The organism is Agromyces cerinus subsp. cerinus, from assembly GCF_900142065.1.
Lineage (GTDB): Bacteria > Actinomycetota > Actinomycetes > Actinomycetales > Microbacteriaceae > Agromyces > Agromyces cerinus.
Map to the genome: position 1 here is coordinate 392,138 of NZ_FSRJ01000001.1, position 24,368 is coordinate 416,505.

General features: G+C 70.8%; 20 protein-coding genes. 11 read left to right on the plus strand and 9 right to left on the minus strand.

What is annotated here, in order from left to right; all coding sequences use genetic code 11:
* The first annotated feature begins 103 nt into the window (after positions 1-103).
* The gene (locus BUR99_RS20165) at positions 104-262 is read left to right on the plus strand and encodes a hypothetical protein (protein WP_159440935.1); all 159 of its coding nucleotides are present in this window, start codon (positions 104-106) and stop codon (positions 260-262) included.
* A gap of 67 nt (positions 263-329) precedes the next feature.
* Here BUR99_RS20165 and BUR99_RS01725 read toward each other — a convergent pair whose 3' ends face one another.
* The 7 genes from BUR99_RS01725 to BUR99_RS01755 form a co-directional block, all read right to left on the minus strand.
* Positions 330-923 (minus strand): energy-coupling factor transporter transmembrane component T family protein, encoded by a 594-nt coding sequence (locus tag BUR99_RS01725; protein ID WP_074258651.1) that lies wholly within the window; start codon positions 921-923, stop codon positions 330-332.
* Complete coding sequence (locus BUR99_RS01730; protein ID WP_074258652.1) at positions 920-1,609, minus strand: energy-coupling factor ABC transporter ATP-binding protein; 690 nt, start codon at positions 1,607-1,609, stop codon at positions 920-922. The genes BUR99_RS01725 and BUR99_RS01730 overlap by 4 nt, the downstream gene beginning before the upstream one ends.
* A complete protein-coding gene (locus tag BUR99_RS01735) occupies positions 1,606-2,781 on the minus strand; it encodes a thiolase family protein (RefSeq protein ID WP_234980709.1) in 1,176 nt (391 codons plus the stop codon). The genes BUR99_RS01730 and BUR99_RS01735 overlap by 4 nt, the downstream gene beginning before the upstream one ends.
* On the minus strand, positions 2,778-4,076 hold the full coding sequence (locus BUR99_RS01740; protein ID WP_159440936.1) for an AMP-binding enzyme: 1,299 nt from the start codon (positions 4,074-4,076) through the stop codon (positions 2,778-2,780). The genes BUR99_RS01735 and BUR99_RS01740 overlap by 4 nt, the downstream gene beginning before the upstream one ends.
* Positions 4,001-4,705, minus strand: a complete 705-nt coding sequence (locus BUR99_RS01745) for a biotin transporter BioY (protein WP_074258653.1) — start codon at positions 4,703-4,705, stop codon at positions 4,001-4,003. Before BUR99_RS01745 ends, BUR99_RS01740 begins: the two co-directional genes overlap by 76 nt.
* 175 nt (positions 4,706-4,880) lie before the next feature.
* Positions 4,881-5,363: a hypothetical protein gene (locus BUR99_RS20170; protein WP_074258654.1), complete on the minus strand. Its 483-nt coding sequence runs from the start codon at positions 5,361-5,363 to the stop codon at positions 4,881-4,883.
* Positions 5,364-5,462: 99 nt separating this feature from the next.
* Positions 5,463-5,651, minus strand: coding sequence for a hypothetical protein (locus BUR99_RS01755; RefSeq protein WP_074258655.1), 189 nt, complete (start codon positions 5,649-5,651; stop codon positions 5,463-5,465).
* Positions 5,652-5,748: 97 nt separating this feature from the next.
* On the opposite strand from BUR99_RS01755, the gene BUR99_RS01760 reads away from it, so the two are divergent.
* The 9 genes from BUR99_RS01760 to BUR99_RS01800 all read left to right on the plus strand — a co-directional run bounded on the left by BUR99_RS01760 (position 5,749) and on the right by BUR99_RS01800 (position 20,728).
* Complete coding sequence (locus tag BUR99_RS01760; protein WP_074258656.1) at positions 5,749-6,348, plus strand: TetR/AcrR family transcriptional regulator; 600 nt, start codon at positions 5,749-5,751, stop codon at positions 6,346-6,348.
* An 8-nt stretch (positions 6,349-6,356) separates the two neighbouring features.
* Positions 6,357-9,242 carry an MMPL family transporter gene (locus BUR99_RS01765; RefSeq protein WP_074258657.1) on the plus strand — a complete coding sequence of 962 codons (2,886 nt, stop codon included), beginning with the start codon at positions 6,357-6,359 and terminating at the stop codon, positions 9,240-9,242.
* A complete protein-coding gene (locus tag BUR99_RS01770) occupies positions 9,239-11,194 on the plus strand; it encodes a YhgE/Pip family protein (RefSeq protein ID WP_074258658.1) in 1,956 nt (651 codons plus the stop codon). The genes BUR99_RS01765 and BUR99_RS01770 overlap by 4 nt, the downstream gene beginning before the upstream one ends.
* Positions 11,195-11,300: 106 nt before the next feature.
* A complete protein-coding gene (locus BUR99_RS01775) occupies positions 11,301-13,547 on the plus strand; it encodes a bifunctional alpha,alpha-trehalose-phosphate synthase (UDP-forming)/trehalose-phosphatase (protein ID WP_084183521.1) in 2,247 nt (748 codons plus the stop codon).
* Positions 13,548-13,556: 9 nt separating this feature from the next.
* Positions 13,557-15,251, plus strand: a complete 1,695-nt coding sequence (gene ilvD, locus BUR99_RS01780; protein WP_074258659.1) for a dihydroxy-acid dehydratase — start codon at positions 13,557-13,559, stop codon at positions 15,249-15,251.
* A gap of 44 nt (positions 15,252-15,295) precedes the next feature.
* The gene (locus BUR99_RS01785) at positions 15,296-17,104 is read left to right on the plus strand and encodes an acetolactate synthase large subunit (protein WP_074258660.1); all 1,809 of its coding nucleotides are present in this window, start codon (positions 15,296-15,298) and stop codon (positions 17,102-17,104) included.
* Positions 17,105-17,106: 2 nt separating this feature from the next.
* Positions 17,107-17,616, plus strand: coding sequence for an acetolactate synthase small subunit (gene ilvN / locus BUR99_RS01790; RefSeq protein WP_074258661.1), 510 nt, complete (start codon positions 17,107-17,109; stop codon positions 17,614-17,616).
* Between the two features lie 48 nt (positions 17,617-17,664).
* Positions 17,665-18,693: a ketol-acid reductoisomerase gene (ilvC, locus tag BUR99_RS01795; RefSeq protein WP_074258662.1), complete on the plus strand. Its 1,029-nt coding sequence runs from the start codon at positions 17,665-17,667 to the stop codon at positions 18,691-18,693.
* A 151-nt stretch (positions 18,694-18,844) separates the two neighbouring features.
* A complete protein-coding gene (locus BUR99_RS01800) occupies positions 18,845-20,728 on the plus strand; it encodes a bifunctional metallophosphatase/5'-nucleotidase (RefSeq protein ID WP_084183522.1) in 1,884 nt (627 codons plus the stop codon).
* Positions 20,729-20,793: 65 nt separating this feature from the next.
* Here the strand turns inward: BUR99_RS01800 and BUR99_RS01805 are convergent, their stop codons facing one another.
* On the minus strand, positions 20,794-21,636 hold the full coding sequence (locus tag BUR99_RS01805) for a hypothetical protein (protein WP_200802647.1): 843 nt from the start codon (positions 21,634-21,636) through the stop codon (positions 20,794-20,796).
* A 186-nt stretch (positions 21,637-21,822) separates the two neighbouring features.
* Here BUR99_RS01805 and BUR99_RS01810 point away from each other — a divergent pair, with 186 nt between their 5' ends.
* Positions 21,823-23,103: an alpha-L-fucosidase gene (locus BUR99_RS01810; RefSeq protein ID WP_074258663.1), complete on the plus strand. Its 1,281-nt coding sequence runs from the start codon at positions 21,823-21,825 to the stop codon at positions 23,101-23,103.
* Here BUR99_RS01810 and BUR99_RS01815 read toward each other — a convergent pair.
* Complete coding sequence (locus BUR99_RS01815; RefSeq protein ID WP_074258664.1) at positions 23,090-24,280, minus strand: ROK family transcriptional regulator; 1,191 nt, start codon at positions 24,278-24,280, stop codon at positions 23,090-23,092. The genes BUR99_RS01810 and BUR99_RS01815 overlap by 14 nt on opposite strands.
* Between the last annotated feature and the right edge of the window lie 88 nt (positions 24,281-24,368).

Consider the following 24,368-nt stretch of genomic DNA (forward strand, 5'->3'; position numbering starts at 1 on the left):
AAACCATCGCCGTGTTGCCGCCGAGTATCCGGTTTTCGATACACGCACGATACGCAGACGCCGATATCGGGTGCTCCGCGACTGCCGGACGAGTCCCGCCCCGGTGCCTTCGCTCGTCATTCCGCTTCTGCGCGATGCCGAGGGCCGCGATCGGATGGGTCGCGCGGCCGCATCCTTCGGAACGCTGGATGGCACCGAGAAGCTGCTCGCGCTGGCTGATCGCGCTCGCGCAGCGGCAGGCGCCGCGCCGTTCGACGCCTGAGGTGCGTCTCCGTGACGCCTGCGCTCGGAGATCACAGCGGTTCCGGAGAGCGCGGCCGCAGCCGCGATCAGTCGTCGAAGCCGCGCGCGGTCAGCGCATCGCCGAGATGCTCGGCGGTCTGCAGCGCCCGCACGATGACCGGCACGGCGAGCGCCACGACCGATCCCTCGGCGCCGCGCGCCTTCCTCGCCTCGAGCACCTCGCGCACGATGTCGGCGAGGAGCGGCACGCACCGGATCGTGAGGGCGAGCGCGAGGCCGACGCGGTCGGCGTCGATCCACCGGCGGAAGGGGCGGAGCAGCGTCTGCATGGCATCGAGGGTCGCCGTGACGGGCGTCGTGAGCGTGTAGAGCGCCGCGAGCGCGACGGCGAGCACGAGGCGCACCGCCATCGTCGCCGCGGCCTCCCACCCGCCGAAGATCACCTGCACCGGGATGGCGAACGCGAGGAGCCACAGGATCGGGACGATCTGCCGCCAGACGAGCCCGAAGGGGAGCCACGCGACGACGAAGAGGGCCGCCACGAGGCCCGCGGCGACGCCGAGCGCGACGAGCGAGGTCTGGAGGGCGATCACCGTGACGAGCACGGCGAGCAGGCCGAGCTTCGCGAGCGCGGGCGTCCGGTGCACGAGCGAGCGGCCGGGATGGAAGACCCCGATCATCGCGGGCTGCCGATGATCTCGCGATAGGCCTCGAGCGCGACCTCGGGCCGATCATCGGCGACCACCCGCCCGGCCTCCATCACGATGACGCGGTCGAATCCGTCGAGCAGCTCGAGCTGGTGGCTGACGACGACGAGCTGCTGCGGCAGCTCGGCGAAGTGCTCGCCGACGAGTCTGGCGTTGCGCGCGTCGAGCAGCGTGGTCGGCTCGTCGGCGACGATCACGGCCGGCTCGGCGACGAGCACCGAGGCGAGGGCGAGCAGCTGCTTCTGACCGCCCGAGAGCCGGTGCGCCGGCCGGTCGGCGAGCTCGTGGAGGCCGAACCGGTGCAGCGCCGCCTCGACGCGCGCCGCGGCATCCGCCTTCTCGAGCTTGTGCCGGCGCAGGGTGAAGGCGACATCCTCGCGCACGGTGGGCATGACGATCTGGTTGTCGGCGTTCGTGAACACGAAGCCGACGGTGCGGCGCACCTCGCGCGCGTGCCGGGCGAGGTCGAGCCCGCCGACCGAGACGCAGCCGGCCGTCGGTGAGACGAGGCCGTTGATCATGCGGGCGAGGGTCGACTTGCCCGAGCCGTTCGCGCCGACGATGCCGATGCGGTGCTCGCGGAGCACGAGCGAGACGTCGTCGACGACGCGCTCGGCGTCGAAGTCGTGGCTGACGTGGTCGAAGACGATCTCGGTCATGCGGTCCGTTCCACGATCATTGCGATGCCCTGGCCGCCGCCGATCGAACAGGCGGCGAGCCCCGGGCGGGGGTCATCGGCGGCGAACATGCGGGCGGCGAGTCGCACGAGCAGCACCGCGCCCGACGCTCCCCAGGGATGCCCGAGCGCGATGGCGCCGCCGTCGGCGGAGATGATCGACTCGTCGAGCCCGAGGTCGTCGCTGACCGCGAGGAGCTGCGCCGCGAACGCCTCGGTGATCTCGACGAACCCGAGGCCGGCGGGCGCGAGACCGGCGCGCGCGAGCGCCAGGCGGGCTGCAGGCGCCGCGCCGATGCCCGGCAGCGCAGGATCGCCTGCGGTGACGGCCGTCGCCACGATGCGCAGCGACGGCAGGCCGAGGTCGCGTGCGGCTCGACCGGTCGTGACCGCCATCATCGCGGCGCCGTCGGAGAAGCCGCAGGAGTTGCCCGCGGTGACCGTGCCGGGGTCAGCGAGTTCAGCGGTATCGGACATGTCAGCGGCGAACGCGGGCGCGAATCGCGCCAGCCTCGTGACGTCCATCGAGGCCCGCGGGCGGTCGTCCCGCCCGACGCCCGCGATCGCGACGATCTCGCTGTCGAAGACGCCGCTCGCCTGCGCTGCGGCGGCGCGCGCGTGCGAGCGGGCCGCCCAGGCGTCCTGCCGTTCGCGGGAGATGCCGCGCAGCGCAGCCAACCGGTCGGCGGCCGGACCCATGTCGGGATCGGGGATTCCCTCCGGGGCGAAGGGGGCGCGCGCATAGCGTTCGCCCGTCTCCGGCCAGGTGCGGTGCGGCGCCGTCGACGCCGACTCCGCACCGCCGGCGAGGAACAGCTCACCCTGTCGGGCGCCGACTCGGGCTGCGGCCTGCATGACGGCGTCGAGCCCCGAGCCGCACTGCCGATCGACGGTGACGCCGGGCACCGAGGTGCCGAGCCCGGCGCGCAGCGCGGCGACTCGGGCGAGGTCGCCGCCCGGGCCCATGCAGTTGCCGACCACGACGTCGTCGATCGGCAGGCCGCTCGGTGCGACAGCCGCGGCGACTTCGGCGAGCACCGGGGCCGCGAGCGCGTCGACGGTGTGCGCGGCGAAGCTGCGGCCCGCCGTGCCGATCGCCGATCGCAGCGGGGCGACGATGACGGGCGCGGAGCGGGTGTCGAGGCCCGGCATCATGCGCCGCTCCGCTCGGACGTCGACGGGATCGCCGGGCCGAGGGTTCCCGCTGCGAGCGCGACCCGGAGGAGTCCGCGCGCGGGCTTTCCCGACATCGTCGTCGGGATGGCGCTCACGAACCAGCGTCGCGGCAGCTCGGCCGTGGAAAGTCGCGCCCGGGCGGCGGCGATGACCGCGGTGGCATCCGTCGTCTCGTCAAGCTCGACGACGGCGACGACCCGTTCGCCGAGCAGCTCATCGGCCTCGCCGAGGACCACGGCCGCGACGACCCCGGGCAGTGCGAGGAGGCGTGCCTCGATGTCCTCGGCCAGCACGGTCGCGCCCGCAGTCGTGATCGCGGCGTCGCCGCGCCCGATGATGCGGAACATCTCTGGACCGACCGGTTCGGCGAGGTCGCCCACCGTGGCGAAGCCGTCGTCGTCGCGGCGCAGCATGCCTCCGCCGACGACGCCGAGGGCGAGGTAGGGGGAGCGCGCCCAGAGCTCGCGGCCCGCGGCGGTCGGTCGGAGTTCGACCTCGACGCCGGGGAAGGGTGCCAGGGAGCCGCCACGGCCGACCGCCACGAACGAGAGTTCGGCGGCGCCGTAGTACTCGGTCACGCGGATGCCTCGTGCCGCCGCCCGCTCGCGCAGGGCATCGCTCATCGCGGCTCCGGCGACGACCGCCGCCGCGGGCAGCGTGTCGCCCTCGAGGAGGCGTGCCAGGCGGGTCGGCGTCGCGTGGAGGGTGGACGCGCCGCTGAGCTCGTCGCCGACCGCGGCGCCCGACCAGAGCGCGTGGAGCGCTGCGTAGAGGTGCATCGAGACATGGAGCGGCCCGGTGACGGCGATCCGGTCGTTCGCTCGGATGCCGGCGACCTCGGCGAGCGGGGCCGCCGATGCGAGCCAGGATGCGTTCGTGCGGGCGACCGCTCGTCGGACCCCCGCCGGGTCGGAGGAGCCCGAGGTGAGCAGCGCGAGCTCGGTTCCGAGGGGCAGGGCGGCCGAGATCCGCTCGGCATCCGCCGCGTCGCCGCCGACGAGCACCGGGCGACCGCGCTCGAGACACGCGAGCACGAGCGTGATGAGGCGCACGGGGTCGGTGCCGACCGGGCAGGCGACGAGGCCGTCGCCGCTCGGCAGCACGGCCGCGGCGACCGCGTCGGCGAGCTCGCCGTAGCGCACGGCGTCGCCGCCGAACGCGAGGGCGAGGCCGCCCCGCGGTCCCCGCAGCCAGTCGCTCACGCCGAGCGGTCCGACGCGGTCGAGTCGGAGGCAGTGCCGGCGGTCGAACCCGAGCGCGACGCCCACGGCCACGGACGCGGCTCGATGAGCCCCGGCCATGCGCGGTGCACGCCCTTCGCGACGAGCACGGTCACGACGACCTTGAGCAGGTCGCCCGGAAGGAAGAGGGCCGATCCGGAGATCGCCAGGTGGAGCGGCGTGCCGGTGATCGCGGCGAAGACGGGCACCCCGATGAGATAGATGGCGACGATGCCGCCGAGTGCGGTCCATGCAAGGGCCGGCGCGATCGGGTACCGCGGCAGCAGTCGCGCCGTCGCCCAGCCGATGACGGCGGCGCCGAGCAGCCACCCGATGAGGTAGCCGACCGACGGGCCGACGAACACGCCGAGGCCGCCCCGCCCGCCCGAGAGCAGCGGCAGGCCGGCGGCGACGAGCACGATGAAGAGGAGGACGGACAGGGTGCCCTTGCGTGCGCCGAGGATGGCGCCGGCGAGCATCACGCCGAGGGTCTGGAAGGTGATCGGCACCGCGGTGCCGCCGATCGTAAGGGCCCCGGGCAGGCCCAACGCGGCGATGAGTGCGGCGAACACGGCGATCTGGGCGAGGTCGCGGGCGCTGCTGCGCCGTGGACGAGCCGGCGGCGTCGTATTCGACGCGGTCGTGCTCGTGCTGCTCGTGCTGGTGCTGTGGGCGGAGCTCAAGGGGTTCCCCTCTCGTGGCGTGCGGGCGATTGCCCGGAATTCACGCTACGAGGTGCGGCGAGGCGCATTCTCGGCTGGCGATACAAGAATGCACGGTCGATTTTGGAGCACCGTGTCCGCTGACGCGATCGGGCGTTCACCGTGCGCCGTCGAGCGGCGCAGCGAGCCGATCGACTCAGGCTGCGCGAGCCTCGAGTGCCGTCGCCGCACCGATGGTGGGCAGCGCGGCAGCCTCGACGGATGCCTCAGCGAACAGTTCGTCGTCGACGTCCGTCTGCGCGGCGGCCTCGACCGGCGCCGTCGTCTCGACCGGGTCGGCCCAGACGATGAGCGGTGCGGGCTCCCAGCCGAGTGCCATGGTCTCTTCACCGGCGGGCACGACGACGGCGACGGAATCGCGCTCCTCGAGGATCGCGCGAGTGAGCTCGGCCGCGATCTGGTGCGTGAGCATCGCGTGGAAGATGCGATCGGTGTCGCCGTCGGACTTGCGCACGAGCGACCAGCCGCCGCCGGGCCCGATGAACTCGGACAGCCGCGAGTTCAGCAGTTCGAAGATGTGCTCGCCGCGAAGGTCGGCCGCAGAAGGGTGCGGCGTCGGGGCGGCTACATGGGCGGAGGCCTGGGCGGCAAGCCGTGCACGGCGCCAGCGGCGGAACATCGGTGGCCCCTCTCGTGGGTTCTCGGGTCGTTCGTCCCAGTTTCGGGCACGGTGGTGCGGAATGCGAGTGACACGCCGTGCAACGCCGGCGCGGCGGCGTTATTCGCCGAGTTCGCCCTGCTTGGTCTCTTCGGCGACCGTGCCGATCGCGATCGCGAGGCTCGCGGCCCACGAGACCCACATGAGCAGCAGGCGCCAGTCGCGGGGCCCCGTGGCGGTGGTCTTCACCACGCCGATGCCGCCGATGATGGCGCCGATCACGGCACCGCTGAAGAGGTACTTGCGCATGCCGCAACGCTACCGCGCCGTTTCGGTCGGCTGAGAGACATCCGTGAATCTGACCGATCGTGCAGGAGCTGACCGATCGGTCAATTACCGTGGGATCATGCCCTCCGATGCACCAGTTCCTTCCCGCGTGCGCGCCAGCGACGAGCTGCGCCAGGCCGCGCTCGAGCAGTTCGCCACCGTCGGCTTCGCCGCGAGCTCGCTGCAGCAGATCGCCGACCACGCGGGCTACTCGAAGTCGAGCGTGCTCTACCACTACGCCTCGAAGGAAGCGCTGCTCGAGGCCGCGATCGGCCCGTCGATCGACCTGCTCGAATCCCTGCTCGGCGACTTCGTCGCGGGCGGCCGTTCGGCGGCCGCGCAGGCGGTCTTCATCGAACGCTTCGTCGACTTCCTGCTCGGCAACCGGCTCGCCGTGCACACCTTCGTGAACCAGGGCCAGTCGCTGCGCGGGCTGCCGGTCATCGAACGCGCGAACACCGCCATCCGGGGTCTCGCCGACTCGATCTGCGCCGATGACGCCAGTCTCGCCGAACAGATGCGCTTCGGCGTCGCGCTCGCCGGTGCCACCTACACGCTCGTCGCCGGCGCGACGTTCCTCGACGGAGACCAGCAGTTCGCCGACGACGACGTGCGCGACGCCCTCATCTCCGTGCTCTCCGAACTCCTGCTGACGGCCGACGGCCGCCCGACCCGATAGGCAGACCCATGGCTCTCCTCCTCCACCGCATCGGTCGTTTCGCCTTCCGCCGCGCCTGGTACGTCATCGTCGCCTGGGTGCTCCTGCTCGGCGGACTGCTCGGCACGGGCCTGGCCCTCGGCGGCCAGTTGCAGGACTCCTTCGCCATCCCCGGCACGGAGTCGCAGACGGCGATCGACCAGCTCGCCGCCGTGTTCCCCGAGACCGCCGGCGCCTCGGCCAAGGCGGTCGTCGAAGCCCCCGACGGCGCGACCGTCGAGGCCGACTCGACGCGCGCCGCCATCGAGGCGATGGAGGCCGAGCTCGAACAGGTCGACGGCGTCGCGAGCGTGCTCGGCCCGTTCGACGAGTACGCGGGCGACCAGATCTCGGGCGACGGTCGCACCGCCTACATCCAGATCCAGTTCGACGGCCAGGTGACCGACGTCACCCCCGAGTCGCTCGAGGCCGTCGAGGCGACGGGCGAGATCGGCAGCGACGCCGGCCTCGCGGTGGCGTTCGGCGGCGACGTCTTCCAGGAGACGAGCTTCGGCCTGACGATCACCGAGGTGTTCGGCGTGCTGTTCGCCGCGGTCGTGCTCGTCATCACCTTCGGCTCCCTCCTCGCGGCCGGCATGCCGCTGCTCACCGCGCTCGTCGGCGTCGGCGCGGCCTTCGGCGGCATCTCGATCGTCGCGGCGTTCACGACGGTCTCGTCGACGGCGCCCATGCTCGCCGTCATGATCGGACTCGCGGTCGGCATCGACTACGCGCTCTTCATCCTGTCCAGGCATCGGAACCAGCTCGCTCGCGGCCAGGATCCCGAGGACTCCGCGGCCGAGGCGGTCGCGACCGCCGGCGGCGCCGTGGTCTTCGCGGGGCTCACCGTCATCATCGCGCTGCTCGGCCTCCTCGTCGTCGGCATCCCGTTCCTCAGCGTCATGGGCGTCGGGGCCGCGTTCGCCGTGCTCATCGCGGTGGCGGGCGCCGTCACCCTGCTGCCGGCGCTGCTCGGCGTCTTCGGCCGCAAGCTCGTGCCGAAGCCCGGCAGTCGCGCCCACCGCCGCGCGAACGCCGACGACGACAGCGGCAAGCGCACGATGGGCCGCCGCTGGGTCGACCTCGTGCTGAAGGCGCCCGTCGTGTTCCTCGTGATCGTGGTGGGCCTGCTCGGCGCCGCCGCGGTGCCGGCGCTCAGTCTCGACCTCAACCTGCCGAACGGCTCGGGCACCGAGGGCTCCAGCCAGCGCGAGGCCTACGAGATGATCGAAGACGGCTTCGGGCCCGGCTACAACGGCCCGCTCATCGTGACGGTCGACATCACCCAGACGACCGACATCTTCGGCGACCTCGACGCGATCGGCGCCCGCATCGGCGAACTCGACGACGTCGCGTTCGTCGGTCAGGGGCTGCCGAATCCGACGGCGGACACGGCGATCATCCAGGTCATCCCCGAGAGCGCACCGGATGCCCCGGCGACGAAGGTGCTCGTCGAGAACATCCGCGAGCTCGAGCCCTCGATCACGGCCGACTACGGCACGCCCATCGCCGTCACCGGCTACACGGCCGTCGCGATCGACATCTCGAACCGGCTGGCCGACGCGCTGATCCCGTTCGCGCTCATCGTCGTGGGGCTCTCGATCGTGCTCCTGCTCATGGTCTTCCGTTCGGTGTTCGTGCCGATCAAGGCCGCGCTCGGCTTCCTGCTCTCGGCGTTCGGGGCGATCGGCGTGACGGTCGCGATCTTCCAGTGGGGATGGTTCGCCGACCTGCTGCACGTCGAGCCGGGGCCGATCCTGAGCTTCCTGCCGATCCTGCTCATGGCGGTGCTGTTCGGCCTCGCCATGGACTACCAGGTGTTCCTCGTCTCGGGCATGCGCGAGGAGTACGTGAAGACCGGTGACGCCCGCAAGTCGGTCGTGCACGGCTTCCAGCACGCGGCACGCGTCGTGACGGCCGCCGCGCTCATCATGTTCTTCGTCTTCTTCGCCTTCGTGCCCGAGGGGGCCGGCGTGATCAAGGGCATCGCCTTCGCGCTCGCCGTCGGCGTCGCATTCGACGCCTTCCTCGTGCGCATGACGCTCGTGCCCGCCGCCATGGCGCTCGCCGGCAACGCCGCCTGGTGGCTGCCGAAGTGGCTCGCCAGGATCCTGCCGAACGTCGATATCGAGGGGGAGGGCCTGCGCACCCACCTCGAGCAGGAGGAGTGGGCCGCGTCCCGTCCCGCCGCGGTCAACGCCGAGTCCGCCGTCTTCGGGCTGCCCGAACGGCCGATCGGCCCGCTGACGGTCGAGGTGCCGGCAGGCGGCGTGCTCGTCGTGCAGGGCGAGGCCATCGATCGTCGCGTGGTCTCGGCGACCCTCGCGGGCCGACTCGCGCCGGTCGGTGGCCGACTCGCCGTGCTCGGCTCGCCGTTGCCCTCGGGCGCCGGCACGGTCATGCGCGGCGTCGCGATCGCCGAGGTGGCAGCGGATGCCGCGCCGGGCGGCACCGTCGGCGAGCTCATCGCCGGCCGCCTCGACGCCACCCGCCCGTGGTACCGCATCGCTCCGTCCAACTCGCTCGTGCGCACCTGGACCGAGCGGGCCGCCGAGGCCGCCGGCCACGGCCCCGACGGGCCGCGGTTCACGACCGAGACGCCGCTCTCCGCACTCGGTGTCGAAGCCCGCACCCTCGTCGCCGTCGCTGCGGCGCTCGCCGAACGGCCGAAGGCCGTCGTCATCGACCTCGACGACGATCCGGGCTCGGCCACCGGCGATCTCTGGCACGCCCTCGCCGCGCTCGTGCCCGCCCAGGTCACGGTCATCGTCGGCCTCGGCCGGTCGGCCGTGTCGCCCGCGGTCTCGCCGCAGCTCGCGGCCCGCGGCATCCGCACCCTCGAACCCGTCTCGCGCACCCAGGAGGCCCTCCGATGAGCACCCGACTCTCCCGACTCTTCGGGTCGACCCCCGCGCAGCGACGCGTGCGCTACGGCGTGCTGCTCGCCGCGGTCGTCGCCGTGCCGCTCGCCGTCGCCGGCCTCGTCTCGGGCGCCGTCGGCAACGGCGGCGACAACCTCGAGCAGATCCCGGCGGTCGTCGTGAACAACGACGAGATGGTCACCTTGACGCTGCCCGACGGCACCGAGCAGCCCGTGCTCGCCGGCCGCCTGCTCGTGACCGAGCTGACCGATCCCGAGACCTCGGGCTTCGACTGGACGATCTCGAACGACGAGGAGGCCGCCGACCTCCTCGCCTCGGGCGACGCGTACGCGGTGCTCACGATCCCCGACGACTTCTCGGAGTCGGTGACCTCGCTCTCGGGGTCGGATCCGACGCAGGCGAACCTCGACATCCGCACCGACGACGCCCACGGCTACCTCGCCGGCTCGGTCGCGCAGTCGGTCGGCGACGCCATGTCGGCGACCTTCGGCCGTGAGCTGACGGCGCAGTACCTCGAGGGCCTGTACACGAACCTCGCGACGATGGGCGGTTCGCTCGGCGATGCCGCCGACGGCGCGACGCAGCTCTCGAGCGGTGTCGGCTCCCTCGCGGGCGGCCTCGGCACGCTCTCGAGCGGCGTCGCCTCGGCCACGAGCGGTGCAGCGGATGCCGCGAGCGGCGCCCACGAGTACGCCGCGGGCGTCACGCAGTACACGCAGGGCGTCGACGGCCTGGCGAGCGGCCTCGGCGAGCTGAGCGCCGGCGCGGCCGGACTCGACGAGATCTCGAACCAATGGGATGCCTACACCGGCGGCATCGCGAAGGGGGTGGCGACCGTCGACGGCTACCTCGGGCCGGCGTCCGAGCAGTTGGCGAGCATCATCGCCGATCACCCCGAACTCGTCGAGCAGTACCCGCGGCTCGCCGGGATCCCCGCGACGATCGACGGAGTCCGCAGCCAGCTCGGCCAGCTCTCGACCGGGGGGCAGCAGCTTTCGGCGGCCTCTCGCGGCGCGATCGACGGCATCCAGGGCGGCATCGACCAGTCGGCTGCCGGAGCGGCCCAGCTCGCCGCAGGCTCGCGCGGCATCCGTGACGGCGCCAACGGCCTCTCAACGGGTCTCGACGAGCTCGCCGGCGGCCTCGGTGCGCTCCAGGGCGGTGCAGCGGATGCCGCGAGCGGCGCCACGAAGCTCGCGAGCGGTGCCGACACCCTCGCCTCGGGTCTCACGTCCGGTGCCGAGAGCGCGACCGCGCTCACCGACATCGACGCCTCGAAGACCGCGGACGTCATCGCCGAACCCGTCACGGTCGACGCCAGCCGCGACCACGAGATCGCGGGCATCGGCGACGTCATCGGCATGCTGTTCGTGCCGGTGGGTCTGTGGCTCGGCGCACTCGCGCACTTCCTCGTGTTCCGGCCCTTCGGCCGTGAGGCGCTGCGCTCGACGGCCTCGACCGGCGGGCTCGTCTGGCGCACCCTCGCTCGGGCCGGCCTCATCGCCCTCGCGCAGGCGGTCGCCGTCGTGCTGCTCCTGCACGGCACCATGGGCGTCACCTGGAGCCTGCTGCCGCAGACGCTCGCGTTCGCGGCCCTGCTCGCGCTGGTGTTCACCGCGCTGCACGCCTTCCTCACGGTCTGGCTCGGCCGGGCCGGGCTGCTCGTCTCGCTCGTGCTGGTCGCGTTGCAGCTCACCGCCTCGGGCGGGCTGTACCCCGTCGAGGCGCTGAGCGGCCCGTATCAGGCGATCAGCCCGTTCCTGCCGCTCACCTGGGCGGTGCAGGGCATGCAGTTCATCGTCTCGGGCGTTGCCGGGGGATCGGTCGCGATGGCGGCGGGCGTGCTCGTCGTCTTCGGTCTCGTGGGCGTGCTCGGCACGACCCTCGTGGTCGGCCGGCGCCGCGGCATCCGTTCGATCGGGTTCGCGGCGGCCGCACTCGGCTGAGCCGCCTCCGCGCAGCACCGTGCGGCGCGGGGCCCGGCCGATCCGGCCGGACCCCGCGCCGCTCGGCTGTTAGCCTGAGCACAGCGCGAGGAGGGACATCCGCTCTATGAACGCCCCTGAATCATCACGCGACGGGCTCTACGTCGACGCCGCCTACGACATGATCGTGGTCTCGAACCGACTGCCCGTCGACTACCTGCAGGGTCCCGACGGGGAGACCTCGTGGAAGAGTTCGCCCGGCGGGCTCGTGACGGCCCTCGAACCCGTCATGCGCGCCGCCGACGGCGCCTGGGTCGGCTGGGCCGGCGTCGCCGACCGGGAGTTCGCCCCGTTCGAGTACGACGGCATCAACATCATCCCGGTGCCGCTGACGGAGTCCGAGCTCGAGGAGTACTACGAGGGCTTCTCCAACGACACCCTCTGGCCGCTGTACCACGACGTCATCGCACCGCCGTCGTACCACCGGGAATGGTGGGACGCGTACGTGCGGGTGAACCGTCGCTTCGCCGAGGCGGCAGCGCGCGCGGCATCGCCCGGCGCCGTCGTGTGGGTGCAGGACTACCAGCTGCAGCTCGTGCCGCGGATGCTCCGCGAGAAGCGCCCCGATCTCGTGATCGGCTTCTTCAACCACATCCCGTTCCCGGCATACGGCATCTACTCGCAGCTGCCGTGGCGGCGACAGGTGCTCGACGGACTGCTCGGCGCCGACGTCATCGGGTTCCAGCGCGCCGCCGACGCGGGCAACTTCACCCGCGCGGTGCGCCGGCTCTTCGGCTACGCGACGCGCGGCAGCGTGCTCGACGTGCCGGGTCCCGACGGCGAGATGCGGCACGTGGTCGCCAGGCAGTTCCCGATCTCGATCGACTCCGCCGGGTTCGAGGAGCTCGCGCGGCGTCCCGACGTGCAGGCGCGCGCCCACGAGATCCGGGAGAGCCTCGGCAACCCCGAGACGATCATGCTCGGCGTCGACCGCCTCGACTACACGAAGGGCATCCGGCATCGGCTGAAGGCCTTCGGCGAGCTGCTGCGCGACGGCCGCCTGTCGGTCGAAGACGTCACCCTCGTGCAGGTCGCGAGCCCGTCGCGCGAGCGCGTCGAGACGTACCGCCAGCTCCGCGACGAGATCGAGCTGATGGTCGGGCGCCTGAACGGCGACCACTCGACCCTCGGCCACCAGGCGATCGCCTACCTCCATCACGGCTACCCGCGTGAGGAGATGGTGGCCCTCTACCTCGCCGCCGACGTCATGCTCGTGACGGCGCTCCGCGACGGCATGAACCTCGTCGCGAAGGAGTTCGTGGCCTGCAGCTTCGACGACGACGGCGTGCTCGTGCTCAGCGAGTTCACCGGGGCATCCGACGAGCTTCGCCAGGCCATCCTCGTGAACCCGCACGACATCGAGGGCCTGAAGGACGCGATGGTCGAGGCGGCGCAGATGCCGCGCAAGGAACGGGCTCGGCGCATGCGGGCGCTCCGCAAGCGTGTGCGCGAGAATGACGTCGCGAAGTGGTCGTCGACGTTCCTGAAGACCCTCACCGGCGCCGGCATCATCGCCAGCGGCGTTCCCGACGGGCTGGATGCCGCGATCACGCGCCTGGCCCGCACCGACCGGCTGCTCGTGGCCCTCGACTTCGACGGCACGCTCGCTCCGCTCGTCGACCGACCGGAGGACGCTCGCGCCACCAATCGTGCCCGCGCGGCGATCGAACGCCTCGCGGCGGCCGACGACACCCGGGTCGCGATCGTGTCGGGGCGGGCGCTCGAGAGCCTCAAGCAGGTCGCCGACCCGCCGACCGGAACGCTCATGAGCGGATCGCACGGGGTCGAGCTGCAGCTCGACACGGGCGGCGTCACGATCGACCTCCGAGACGGCGAACTCGCGGCCCTCGAGCACCTCACCAGCGTGCTCGAGGAGGTCTCCACGGGCGTCGACGGCGCATGGGTCGAGTGGAAGCCGGCCGGGCTCGCGCTGCACACGCGCAAGGTCGCCCCCGATGCCGCGAGCGACCTGCAACGGGTCGCCAAGGCTCGCGTCGAGGCCGAGATCCCCGAGCTCACCGTGCGCGGTGGGAAGGGCGTCATCGAGTTCTCGGTGCGCCCGAGCGACAAGGGGGAGGCGCTCAACCGGCTCCGACAGCACTCGGGTGCGAGCGCGGTCATCTACGTCGGCGACGACGTCACCGACGAAGACGCGTTCGCCGCCCTCGAGTCCGAGGATCTGGGTGTCAAGGTCGGTCAGGGCAGGTCGCTCGCGGCCCATCGCGTGCGCAGTCCGGAAGACGTCGCCGACCTGCTCGAGCGCCTCGCCGATGCCCGTGACACAACGCACGGGGGCCCTTCGCGCTGGCCATAGACTCGATGCATGTCGGAGTTCGATCCCAAACCTCGTAGCCGCACCGTCACCGACGGTATCGAAGCCATGACCAGCCGGGGCATGCTCCGCGCCGTCGGCATGGGAGATGCCGACTGGGACAAGCCGCAGATCGGCATCGCGTCCTCGTGGAACGAGATCACCCCCTGCAACCTCTCGCTCGCGCGTCTCGCGCAGGCGGCGAAGGAGGGCGTGCACGGCGGCGGCGGCTACCCGTTGCAGTTCGGCACGGTCTCGGTCTCCGACGGCATCTCGATGGGCCACGAGGGCATGCACTTCTCGCTCGTCTCGCGCGAGGTCATCGCCGACTCGGTCGAGGTCGTCATGCAGGCCGAGCGGCTCGACGGCTCGGTGCTGCTCGCCGGCTGCGACAAGTCCATCCCCGGCATGCTCATGGCGGCCGCCCGGCTCGACCTCGCCTCGGTCTTCCTCTACGCCGGCTCGATCGCGCCGGGCTGGGTGCGCCTGTCCGACGGCACCGAGAAGGACATCACGATCATCGACTCGTTCGAGGCGGTGGGTGCGGTCAAGGCCGGCACCATGAGCGCGGAAGACGCCCACCGCATCGAGTGCGCGTTCGCGCCCGGCGAAGGCGCCTGCGGCGGCATGTACACCGCCAACACCATGGCCTCGGTCGCCGAGGCGCTCGGCCTCTCGCTTCCGGGCTCGGCCTCGCCGGCATCCGCCGACCGTCGCCGCGACTACTACGCCCACCGCTCGGGCGAGGCCGTCGTCAACCTGCTGAAGCACGGCATCACCGCTCGCCAGATCCTCACCAAGAAGGCGTTCGAGAACGCCATCGCGGTCGGCATGGCGCTCGGCGGCTCGACCAACATCGTGCTGCACCTGCTCGCGATCGCCCGCGAGGCCGAGGTCGAGCTCACCCTCGACGACTTCAACCGAATCGGCGCGAAGGTGCCGCACATCGGCGACCTGAAGCCGTTCGGCAAGTACGTCATGAACGACGTCGACCGTCGCGGCGGCGTGCCCGTGCTCATGAAGGCGCTGCTCGACGCCGGCCTCCTGCACGGCGACGTGCTCACCGTCACCGGCAAGACCATGGCCGAGAACCTCGAGGAGCTGAACCTCCCGCCGCTCGACGGCGAGGTGCTCCGCACGCTCGACAACCCGATCCACGAGACCGGCGGGCTCACGATCCTGCACGGTTCGCTCGCTCCCGAGGGCGCGGTCGTCAAGACCGCGGGTTTCGACGCGGCCACGTTCGAGGGCCCTGCGCGCGTGTTCGAGCGCGAACGGGCCGCCATGGACGCGCTCACGGCGGGCGAGATCACGGCGGGCGACGTGGTCGTCATCCGCTATGAAGGCCCCAAGGGCGGCCCCGGCATGCGCGAGATGCTCGCCATCACGGCAGCCATCAAGGGCGCCGGACTCGGAAAAGATGTACTACTCTTGACGGACGGTCGATTCTCAGGCGGCACAACCGGCCTCTGCATCGGCCATCTGGCACCCGAAGCGGTGGACGCAGGTCCCATCGCCTTCGTGCGCGATGGTGATCTCATACGGGTCGATATCGCAGCTCGTTCCATCGACCTACTGGTCGACGATGCCGAGCTGGCTGCCCGCCGTGAAGGCTGGGCTCCGCTTCCCCCGCGCTATACCCGTGGCGTCCTCGCGAAGTACTCGAAGCTCGTGCGTTCCGCCGCTGAAGGCGCCACGACGGGCTGAGTGCAGCGCTTCCCGCACACACCGTCCACCAGAACAGGAACCGAATGACCACGGAATCCAACCCCGTGCCATCGCCCGCCCCAGTGCCCTCCGGCGCTCCCGTGGAACTCACGGGCGCCGAGGCGGTCGTCCGTGCACTCGAGATGCTCGGCATCACCGACGTGTTCGGCCTTCCCGGCGGCGCGATCCTCCCCGTCTACGACCCGCTGCTCGACAGCAAGAAGCTCCGCCACATCCTCGTGCGGCACGAGCAGGGCGCCGGCCACGCGGCCGAGGGCTACGCCTCGTCGTCGGGCAAGGTCGGCGTCGCCATCGCGACGTCGGGCCCCGGCGCGACGAACCTCGTCACGGCCATCGCCGACGCCCACATGGACTCGGTGCCGATGCTCGCGATCACCGGCCAGGTGTTCTCGAACCTCATGGGCACCGACGCATTCCAGGAGGCCGACATCGTCGGCATCACGATGCCGATCACGAAGCACTCCTTCCTGGTGAAGGATGCCGCGGAGATCCCGGCGACCATCGCGGCGGCGTACCACATCGCCACGACCGGCCGGCCGGGTCCCGTGCTCGTCGACATCACGAAGGACGCGCAGCAGGCGAAGGCGGTCTTCCGCTGGCCCCCGAAGGTCGACCTGCCCGGCTACCGGCCGATCACGAAGGCGCACGGCAAGCAGGTCGCCGCAGCGGCGCAGCTGCTCGCCGAGGCCAAGCGCCCGGTGCTCTACGTGGGCGGCGGGGTCATCCGCTCGGGTGCGTCGCAGGAGTTGCTCGCGCTCGCCGAGACGACGAACGCCCCCGTGGTGACGACGCTCATGGCCCGCGGCGCCTTCCCCGACTCGCACCAGCAGCACCTCGGCATGCCGGGCATGCACGGCACGGTGCCCGCCGTGATCGCGCTGCAGGAGGCCGACCTGCTCATCGCCCTCGGAGCCCGCTTCGACGACCGCGTGACCGGCAAGGCGGCGCTCTTCGCGCCGAACGCCAAGGTCGTGCACGTCGACATCGACCCGGCCGAGATCTCCAAGATCCGCGTCGCCGACGTGCCGATCGTGGGCGACGCGAAAGACGTGCTCGTCGACCTCGAAGCCGCCTACCGCGACGCGATCGCCGGGGCTTCGGGCTCGCCCGACCTCGATGAGTGGTGGGCGACGCTCGACGGCCTCCGCGCCGAGTTCCCGCTCGGGTTCTCGACGCCGTCCGACGGACTGCTCGCACCCCAGCAGGTCATCCAGCGCATCGGCGAGCTCACCGGCCCCGAGGCGGTCTACGCCGCGGGCGTCGGCCAGCACCAGATGTGGGCGGCGCAGTTCATCAAGTACGAGCGCCCCAACTCCTGGCTGAACTCGGGCGGCGCCGGCACGATGGGCTACGCGGTTCCGGCCGCGATGGGCGCCAAGGTCGCCGAGCCCGACCGCGTGGTCTGGGCGATCGACGGCGACGGATGCTTCCAGATGACCAATCAGGAGCTCGCCACCTGCACGCTGAACAAGATCCCGATCAAGGTCGCGATCATCAACAACTCCTCGCTCGGCATGGTGCGCCAGTGGCAGACCCTGTTCTATGACGGCCGGTACTCGAACACCGACCTGAACACGGGCCACGACAGCGTGCGCATCCCCGACTTCGTGGCACTCGCCGAGGCATACGGCGCACTCGGGATCCGAGTCACGAAAGAGGAGGAGATCGACGACGCCATCAAGCTGGCGCTCGAGACGAACGACCGCCCCGTCGTGATCGACTTCGTCGTCTCGGCCGACGCGATGGTGTGGCCGATGGTGCCGCAGGGCGTCTCGAACAGCTACATCCAGTACGCCCGCGACCACTCGCCGGCATTCAGCGAGGAGGACTGACCATGTCGACGCACGTTCTCTCCCTCCTCGTCGAGGACAAGCCCGGTCTGCTGACGCGCGTCGCGGGGCTCTTCGCCCGGCGCGGCTTCAACATCGAATCGCTCGCGGTCGGCCACTCGGAGATCGAGGGGCTCAGCCGCATCACCGTCGTCGTCGACGTCGAAGACCTGCCGCTCGAGCAGGTCACGAAGCAGCTCAACAAGCTCGTCAACGTCATCAAGATCGTCGAGCTCGACCCCGCACAGGCCGTGCAGCGCGAGCACCTGCTCATCAAGGTGCGGGTCGACAACACGACGCGCTCGCAGGTGCTCGAGGCGGTGAACCTCTTCCGTGCCCGCGTCGTCGATGTCTCGACCGATGCGCTCGTGATCGAGGTCACCGGCGATTCCGGCAAGACCACCGCGTTCCTCAAGGTGCTCGAGCCCTACGGCATCAAGGAGATCGCCCAGTCGGGCCTCCTCGCGATCGGCCGTGGCGGCAAGTCCATCACCGAGCGCGTCTTCAAGAACTGACCGTTTTCACGAACTGCACCATCCCCGATCAAGGAGAAAGACAGCATCATGGCTGAGATCTACTACGACAAGGACGCCGACCTCGCCCTCATCCAGGGCAAGAAGGTCGCCGTCATCGGCTACGGCTCGCAGGGCCACGCGCACGCGCAGAACCTCCGCGACTCGGGTGTCGAGGTCGTCATCGGACTCAAGGAGGGCTCGAAGTCGAAGCCCAAGGCCGAAGAGGCCGGCTTCGAGGTCAAGAGCGTCGCCGACGCCGCTGCCTGGGCCGACGTCATCGTCATCCTGGCGCCCGACCAGTACCAGCGTCACATCTACGCGGAGTCCATCAAGGACAACCTGGCCGCCGGCAAGACCCTCGTGTTCGGCCACGGCTTCAACATCCGCTTCGGCTACATCGAGGCGCCCGAGGGCGTCGACGTGGTCATGGTCGCTCCCAAGGGCCCGGGCCACACCGTGCGTCGCGAGTACGAGGCCGGCCGCGGCGTGCCCGTGATCGTCGCCGTCGAGAAGGACGCGTCGGGCAACGCCTGGCCGCTCACCCTCTCGTACGCCAAGGCGATCGGCGGCCTGCGCGCCGGCGGCATCAAGACGACGTTCACCGAAGAGACCGAGACCGACCTGTTCGGCGAGCAGGCCGTGCTCTGCGGCGGCGTCTCGCAGCTCGTGCAGTACGGCTTCGAGACCCTCACCGAGGCCGGCTACCAGCCGCAGGTCGCCTACTTCGAGGTGCTCCACGAGCTGAAGCTCATCGTCGACCTCATGTGGGAGGGCGGCATCGCCAAGCAGCGCTGGTCGGTCTCCGACACGGCCGAGTACGGCGACTACGTCTCGGGCCCGCGCGTCATCGACCCGCACGTCAAGGAGAACATGCAGGCCGTGCTCGCCGACATCCAGTCGGGCGCGTTCGCGCAGCGCTTCATCGACGATCAGGACAACGGCCAGAAGGAGTTCCTCGAGCTCCGTGCCAAGGGCGAGGCGCACCCGATCGAGGCCACCGGCCGCGAGCTCCGCAAGCTCTTCGCCTGGAACGCCTCGAACGACGACGACTACGTCGACGGCGAGGTCGCGCGCTAGTCGCAGCGAACAGACCAGCTGCAACGCAGCACTGAACGGCCCGCTCCGGATGCTCCGGGGCGGGCCGTTCTCGTGCCGTGCACGAATGAGCAGCGCGCATTGCCGGGAAACCCTTGTCACGGGGGTGCCCGTTGTGGTCGCATGTGGTGCCATGAGCGAACTCTCACACCACCACCCCGAACCCACCCCTCGCTGGTGCTCCTGCGCCGTGCCCGACGACGAGACCCTCCCCGAGAAGTCCGGCCTCAGTCGGCGCAACGTCCTGGTCGGCATGTCGGCCGCCGGCGCCCTCGCCGCGGCCGGCTGGCCGGGTGCGGCCCAGGCCGCCAACGCCGCCCCGGGCGCCAAGGCCGTGACGATCACGATCATGGGCACCTCCGACCTGCACGCGAACGTCGTCAACTGGGACTACTACAAGGACGCCGTCTTCAACGACGGAAGGCCCGGAGTGCCGAGCAATGCCGTCGGCCTCTCCCGAGTCGCGAGCGTCGTCAACCAGATCCGCGCCGACCGCGGCCGTGAGCGCACGCTGCTGTTCGACGCGGGCGACACCATCCAGGGCACCCCGCTCGGGTTCTACTACGCGACGGTCGAACCGGTCACCGAGACGGGCGCGATCCACCCGGTGGCCGCGCAGATGAACGCGCTCGGGTACGACGCCGTGGCACTCGGCAACCACGAGTTCAACTACGGCCTCGACTTCCTCGACAACTGGATCTCGCAGATGGACGCTCCGGTGCTCGCGGCCAACGCGGTGCATGCGGCCACGAAGGTTCCCCGGTTCCGCCCGTACACGATCACGACGATGAAGGCGGCGAAGGGGCTCCCGCCCGTGCGCGTCGGCGTGCTCGGCCTGACGAACCCCGGCGTCGTCATCTGGGACAAGGCGAACGTGTCGGGCCAGGTCGAGGTGCTCGACCTCGTCGAGACGGCCGCGCGCTGGGTTCCGGTGATGCGTGCCGAGGGCGCGCACATCATCGTCGTGAGCGCGCACTCGGGCGAGAGCGGAACCTCGTCGTACGGGGGAGACCTGCCGGTCGAGAACGCGGCGAAGCTCGTCGCCGAGCAGGTGCCCGGCATCGACGTGATCCTCTTCGGGCACGCGCACCAGGACATCCCGCAGCGTCTCGTCACGAATACCCAGACGGGTGCCGAGGTCATCATGAGCGAGCCGAAGAACTGGGGCCAGCGCCTCAGCGTCTTCGACCTCGACCTCGAGTTCGTGCGCGGCAAGTGGGGCGTCGTCGCGCACACCGCGACGACGCTCAACACGAACACCGTCGTCGACGATCCGGCGTTCGTGGCGCTCGTGCGAGACCAGCACGACGCCGTCGTGACCTACATGAACACCCCGGTCGCGAATTCGACCGAGTCGATGTCGGCCGCCGAGGCGTGCTGGAAGGACACGGCGATCCTCGACTACGTCAACGAGGTGCAGACGGCGACGGTCGCCGCTGCAGTCGCGGGCACGCCCGAGGCGGCCCTGCCCATCGTCTCGATCGCCGCGCCGTTCAATCGGGCGGCGAGCTTCCCGCAGGGGCCAGTCACGATCAAGGACGTCGCCGGGCTGTACATCTACGACAACACGCTGATGGCCTCGGTGCTCACGGGTGCGCAGATCAAGGACTACCTCGAGTACTCGGCGAAGTACTTCATCCAGGTGGCCGCAGATGCGCCGGTCGCGCCCGCGTCATGGACGAACGCCGGCAACACGCCCGACTACAACTACGACCAGTTCTCGGGCGTCGACTACTCGGTCGACATCGCGCAGCCGTACGGGTCGCGCATCGTCGGCATGACGTACGGGGGCGTGCCCGTCGCGCCCGACCAGCGGTTCCTCGTCGCGGTGAACAACTACCGTCAGTCGGGCGGCGGCGGGTTCCCGCACATCGCTGCGGCACCCGTCGTCTACAACGCGCAGGTCGCGATCCGCGAGGCGATCGTCTCGTACGCCTCGGCGGCGGGCACGATCGACCCGGCGGTGTTCCACGTCGAGAACTGGCGGCTCGTCCGCAACGGCATTCCGGTGTTCTGACCGCGAGCGCGATGAAGGCCCGCCCGGTGATCCGGGCGGGCCTTCATCGTGAGACGGGGAGCGTGCTACTCCGCGGCCGGGGTCTCCTCGGGAGCCTCGACGGACTCCTCGTCCGCAGGTGCGGAGCCCGCTTCCACCGCGTCGACCTGCTCCTGGGTGTAGCCGCAGTAGTTGACGGCCTCGCGCTGCCAGTAGCTCACGAGGCGGTCCTTACCGGCGGCGTGCGCGGCGGCGACGGTGCCCTCGTAGATCTGACCGTCCTTCGACTCCTTGTTCACGTCGGGCACCTCGGAGCAGACGTGGAAGACCGAGCCCGACTTCGTCCAGTACACGATGTCCTCACCCGTGAGCTGGACGATGACGTTCGACTCCTCGGTGTACTGCTCGACCGACGGCGGGGCGTAGTCGATGCCCAGGGCGAGTGCGCCGCCGCCGATGACGATCGCGATGATGCCGGCGAGCGCCTTCTGCTTGCCGTCCAAGTCCTTGTTCGTGAAGATCAGGATGATCAGCGGCAGGAACGCGATGACCGCGATGATCGCGCCGAGCTGGTTCTGCACGAAGAAGCGGACCTTGTCCTCCTTCGACGCGGGGTCGAGGCGATTCGCCCTCTTCCAGAGCAGCGAGCCGCCGATCGCGAGCGCACCGATCACGACGATCAGGATGATCAGCAGCACCATGTTCACCGGTACCTGACGCAGCACCCAGAAGATCGTGAACACCTCGCCGGCGATCGCGAGCAGCCAGAGGCCGCCGGCGATCAGGCGGAACGTCATGGCCTGCTTCTTCGCCTCGGGGGTCGGCGTCCAGGTCGGAGCGGTGGACTCGGCGACGGCCGTGCCGCCGCCGTCGCCCGCCGGCGCCGTGGATTCGACTCGTACGACCTTCTTCTTGCCCTGCTCTGCCACGTTCGTCCTTTCGCGGGATGGGTGCCGCGATGAGCATATTGGAACCCGGGTGCGGGGCGAGGGATCGACGCGGAATCGTCACCGTGGCGTCCACGGTCGGAGGCGGGCGACCGGTGGAGGGCGCGGCCGAGACATCCGATGTCTGTGTGTCAGGATGGATGCGACCGCCGCGATGAGAAGGACGACATGCGACAGGACTGGTTCGACACCGCCCGATTCGGGCTCTTCGTGCACTTCGGTGCCTACAGCGGAGCCGCCCGCCACGAGTGGGTGCAGACGTACGAGCGACTGACCGACGCGGAGTACCTGCCGTACGTGGAGCACTTCGAACCCGACCGCTTCGACGCCGCGGCGATCGCCGCAACGGCGGTCGCGACCGGCATGGGCTACAGCGTGCTCACGACGAAGCACCACGACGGCTTCTGCCTGTGGGACTCCGACCTCACCGACTTCACGACCCGCGCGGTCTGCGATCGCGACCTCGTCGCGGAACACGTCGAGGCGAGCCGGGCCGCCGGCCTCAAGGTCGGCCTGTACTACTCGCTCATCGACTGGCACCATCCCGACTTCACCGTCGACTGGAACCACCCGCGTCGCGACGACCCCGAAGCGCACGCCCTGAACGAGGGCCGCTCGATGGAGCGCTACCGCCAGTACCTGCACGGGCAGGTGCGCGAACTCCTCACCCGCTACGGCACGATCGACTACCTCTTCTTCGACTTCACGTACCCCGAGACGAAGGAGGGCTGGGAGGGCAAGGGGCCCGAGGACTGGGACGCGGCGGGCCTGCTCGCACTGTGCCGTGAGCTTCAGCCCGACATGCTCGTGAACGACCGGCTCGGCGTGCCGGGCGACTTCGTGACGCCCGAGCAGTACCAGCCGACGAAGCCGCTCGTGCAGGGCGGCGAGCCCGTCGTGTGGGAGGCGTGCCAGACGACGAACGGCTCGTGGGGGTATCACCGCGACAACGTCGACTTCAAGAGCGCGCCGCTGCTCATCCGCATGCTCGCGGACTCGGTCTCGATGGACGGCAACATGCTGCTGAACGTCGGACCCGACGGGCGCGGCACGATCCCTCCCGTCGACCGGAGCCTCCTCGGCGAGATCGGCGAGTGGATGGACCTGCACCACGGCGCGATCGTCGGCGCCGGGCATGCGCCGTTCATCCCGCCGCGCGAGGGCGTGTACACGCTCCGCGGCGACCGCCTCTACCTGCATCTGTTCAGCTGGCCGCTCGGCTTCGTGCATCTGCCCGGGCTCGCGGGCAGGGTCTCGTACGCGCGCTTCCTGCACGACGGCTCCTGGCTTCGCACGAGTGAGACCGATCCCGACCAGGTGGCGAACGTGATGCGCCCGGCGGGGGAGGAGGCCGGCACCCTCACGGTGTCGCTGCCGGTCAGGCAGCCGGATGTCGCGGTGCCGGTGATCGAGCTGACGCTGGCCCGAACCGGGGTCAGCGCGCCGTAGGCGCCGCCTCGTCGGAGCTGAAGGTCAGCTCGTCGAGCACGAGTCGGGCGGCGCCGAGGAGGCCGGCGTTCGGGCCGGTCGACGCCGCCTCGATGCGCAGGCGCTGGGTCACGAGCGGGTGGCAGCCCTCGTAGATGCGGCTCCGCACGGCGGCGATGAACGGCTCGCTCGACGACATGCTGCCGGTGAGGAAGAGCGCGTCGGGGTTGAAGAAGTTCACGACCGTGGAGAGCACCTGGCCGAGATACGTGCCGGCCGTGCGCACGAGTGTCGTGGCGACCGGGTCGGCGTCGCGGGCGAGGGCGAGCACGTCGGCGGTCGTGTGCACCGTGATGCCGCGCTCGTTCATCTGCCGCACGAGGCTCGCGCCGCTCGCCACGGTCTCGAGGCAGCCGGTGTTGCCGCAGGAGCAGGGCCGGTCGTCAGCGGCGTCGATGCGCGTGTGCGTGACGTCGCCGGCCGCCCAGGTGGCGCCGCGGTGCAGCACGCCGTCGACGACGATGCCGCTGCCGATGGCGGTTCCGGCCTTGACCGTGACGCTGTGGCGGGTCGCGCCGAACTGCGCACGGTGCTCGCCGAGCGCCATGAGGTTGGCGTCGTTGTCGACGGCGGCGGGCACGCCGAACTCGCGGCTCAGCCAGTCGCGCACCCGGAACCCGGGCCACCCGGGCATGCGCGACGGCTGGTCGACGATGCCCGTGTCGACGTCGACCGGGCCCGGCAGGGCGACGCCGACGCCCCGGATGCCGCGGAACTCGGGGTCGACCTCGGTCGCGAGTCCGCGCATCGCGGCGGCGATCGCCGTGAGGGTCGCCTCGGGGCCGTCGCCCACGTCGACGGGGATCGTGGTGGTGGCCAGCAGTGCGCCGCTGAGGTCGACGCGGCCGATGCGCGCGTGGCCGCCGCCGAGGTCTGCGACGAGGATGCTGCCGCGATCGCCGCGGAGTCGGAGGATGCGGGGGCGACGGCCGCCGCTGGAGATGCCGACGCCCTCTTCGTGCAGCACGCCGAGCTCGGTGAGTTCGGCCACGCGGAGCGAGACCGTCGAGGGCGCCAGGCCCAGGATGCGCGAGAGATCGCTGCGTGAACTCGCCTCGCCTCGGGCGATGAGTTCGACGATCTGGCGGGCGTGCTGTGGGGGCGACGTCGGGTGCGTCGGCGGTGTCGGCTGTGACATGCGGCTTCTTTCGAGGTCGAAGTAAGTTGAGATTAGTACGATCTTCGAGCCTCTTGGGCGATCAACCCGCCGAAATTCAAGGATCTGC

What these genes read in the sequence shown, in the direction of transcription:
- BUR99_RS01815 (WP_074258664.1), bottom strand. Translation starts at nt 24,280, where the DNA reads ATGTCACAGCCGACACCGCCGACGCACCCGACGTCGCCCCCACAGCAC.
- BUR99_RS01725 (WP_074258651.1), bottom strand. Translation starts at nt 923, where the DNA reads ATGATCGGGGTCTTCCATCCCGGCCGCTCGCTCGTGCACCGGACGCCC.
- BUR99_RS01760 (WP_074258656.1), top strand. Translation starts at nt 5,749, where the DNA reads ATGCCCTCCGATGCACCAGTTCCTTCCCGCGTGCGCGCCAGCGACGAG.
- ilvC (WP_074258662.1), top strand. Translation starts at nt 17,665, where the DNA reads ATGGCTGAGATCTACTACGACAAGGACGCCGACCTCGCCCTCATCCAG.
- BUR99_RS01730 (WP_074258652.1), bottom strand. Translation starts at nt 1,609, where the DNA reads ATGACCGAGATCGTCTTCGACCACGTCAGCCACGACTTCGACGCCGAG.
- BUR99_RS01770 (WP_074258658.1), top strand. Translation starts at nt 9,239, where the DNA reads ATGAGCACCCGACTCTCCCGACTCTTCGGGTCGACCCCCGCGCAGCGA.
- BUR99_RS01735 (WP_234980709.1), bottom strand. Translation starts at nt 2,781, where the DNA reads ATGATGCCGGGCCTCGACACCCGCTCCGCGCCCGTCATCGTCGCCCCG.
- BUR99_RS01785 (WP_074258660.1), top strand. Translation starts at nt 15,296, where the DNA reads ATGACCACGGAATCCAACCCCGTGCCATCGCCCGCCCCAGTGCCCTCC.
- BUR99_RS20170 (WP_074258654.1), bottom strand. Translation starts at nt 5,363, where the DNA reads ATGTTCCGCCGCTGGCGCCGTGCACGGCTTGCCGCCCAGGCCTCCGCC.
- BUR99_RS01775 (WP_084183521.1), top strand. Translation starts at nt 11,301, where the DNA reads ATGAACGCCCCTGAATCATCACGCGACGGGCTCTACGTCGACGCCGCC.
- ilvN (WP_074258661.1), top strand. Translation starts at nt 17,107, where the DNA reads ATGTCGACGCACGTTCTCTCCCTCCTCGTCGAGGACAAGCCCGGTCTG.
- ilvD (WP_074258659.1), top strand. Translation starts at nt 13,557, where the DNA reads ATGTCGGAGTTCGATCCCAAACCTCGTAGCCGCACCGTCACCGACGGT.
- BUR99_RS01800 (WP_084183522.1), top strand. Translation starts at nt 18,845, where the DNA reads ATGAGCGAACTCTCACACCACCACCCCGAACCCACCCCTCGCTGGTGC.
- BUR99_RS01755 (WP_074258655.1), bottom strand. Translation starts at nt 5,651, where the DNA reads ATGCGCAAGTACCTCTTCAGCGGTGCCGTGATCGGCGCCATCATCGGC.
- BUR99_RS01810 (WP_074258663.1), top strand. Translation starts at nt 21,823, where the DNA reads ATGCGACAGGACTGGTTCGACACCGCCCGATTCGGGCTCTTCGTGCAC.
- BUR99_RS01765 (WP_074258657.1), top strand. Translation starts at nt 6,357, where the DNA reads ATGGCTCTCCTCCTCCACCGCATCGGTCGTTTCGCCTTCCGCCGCGCC.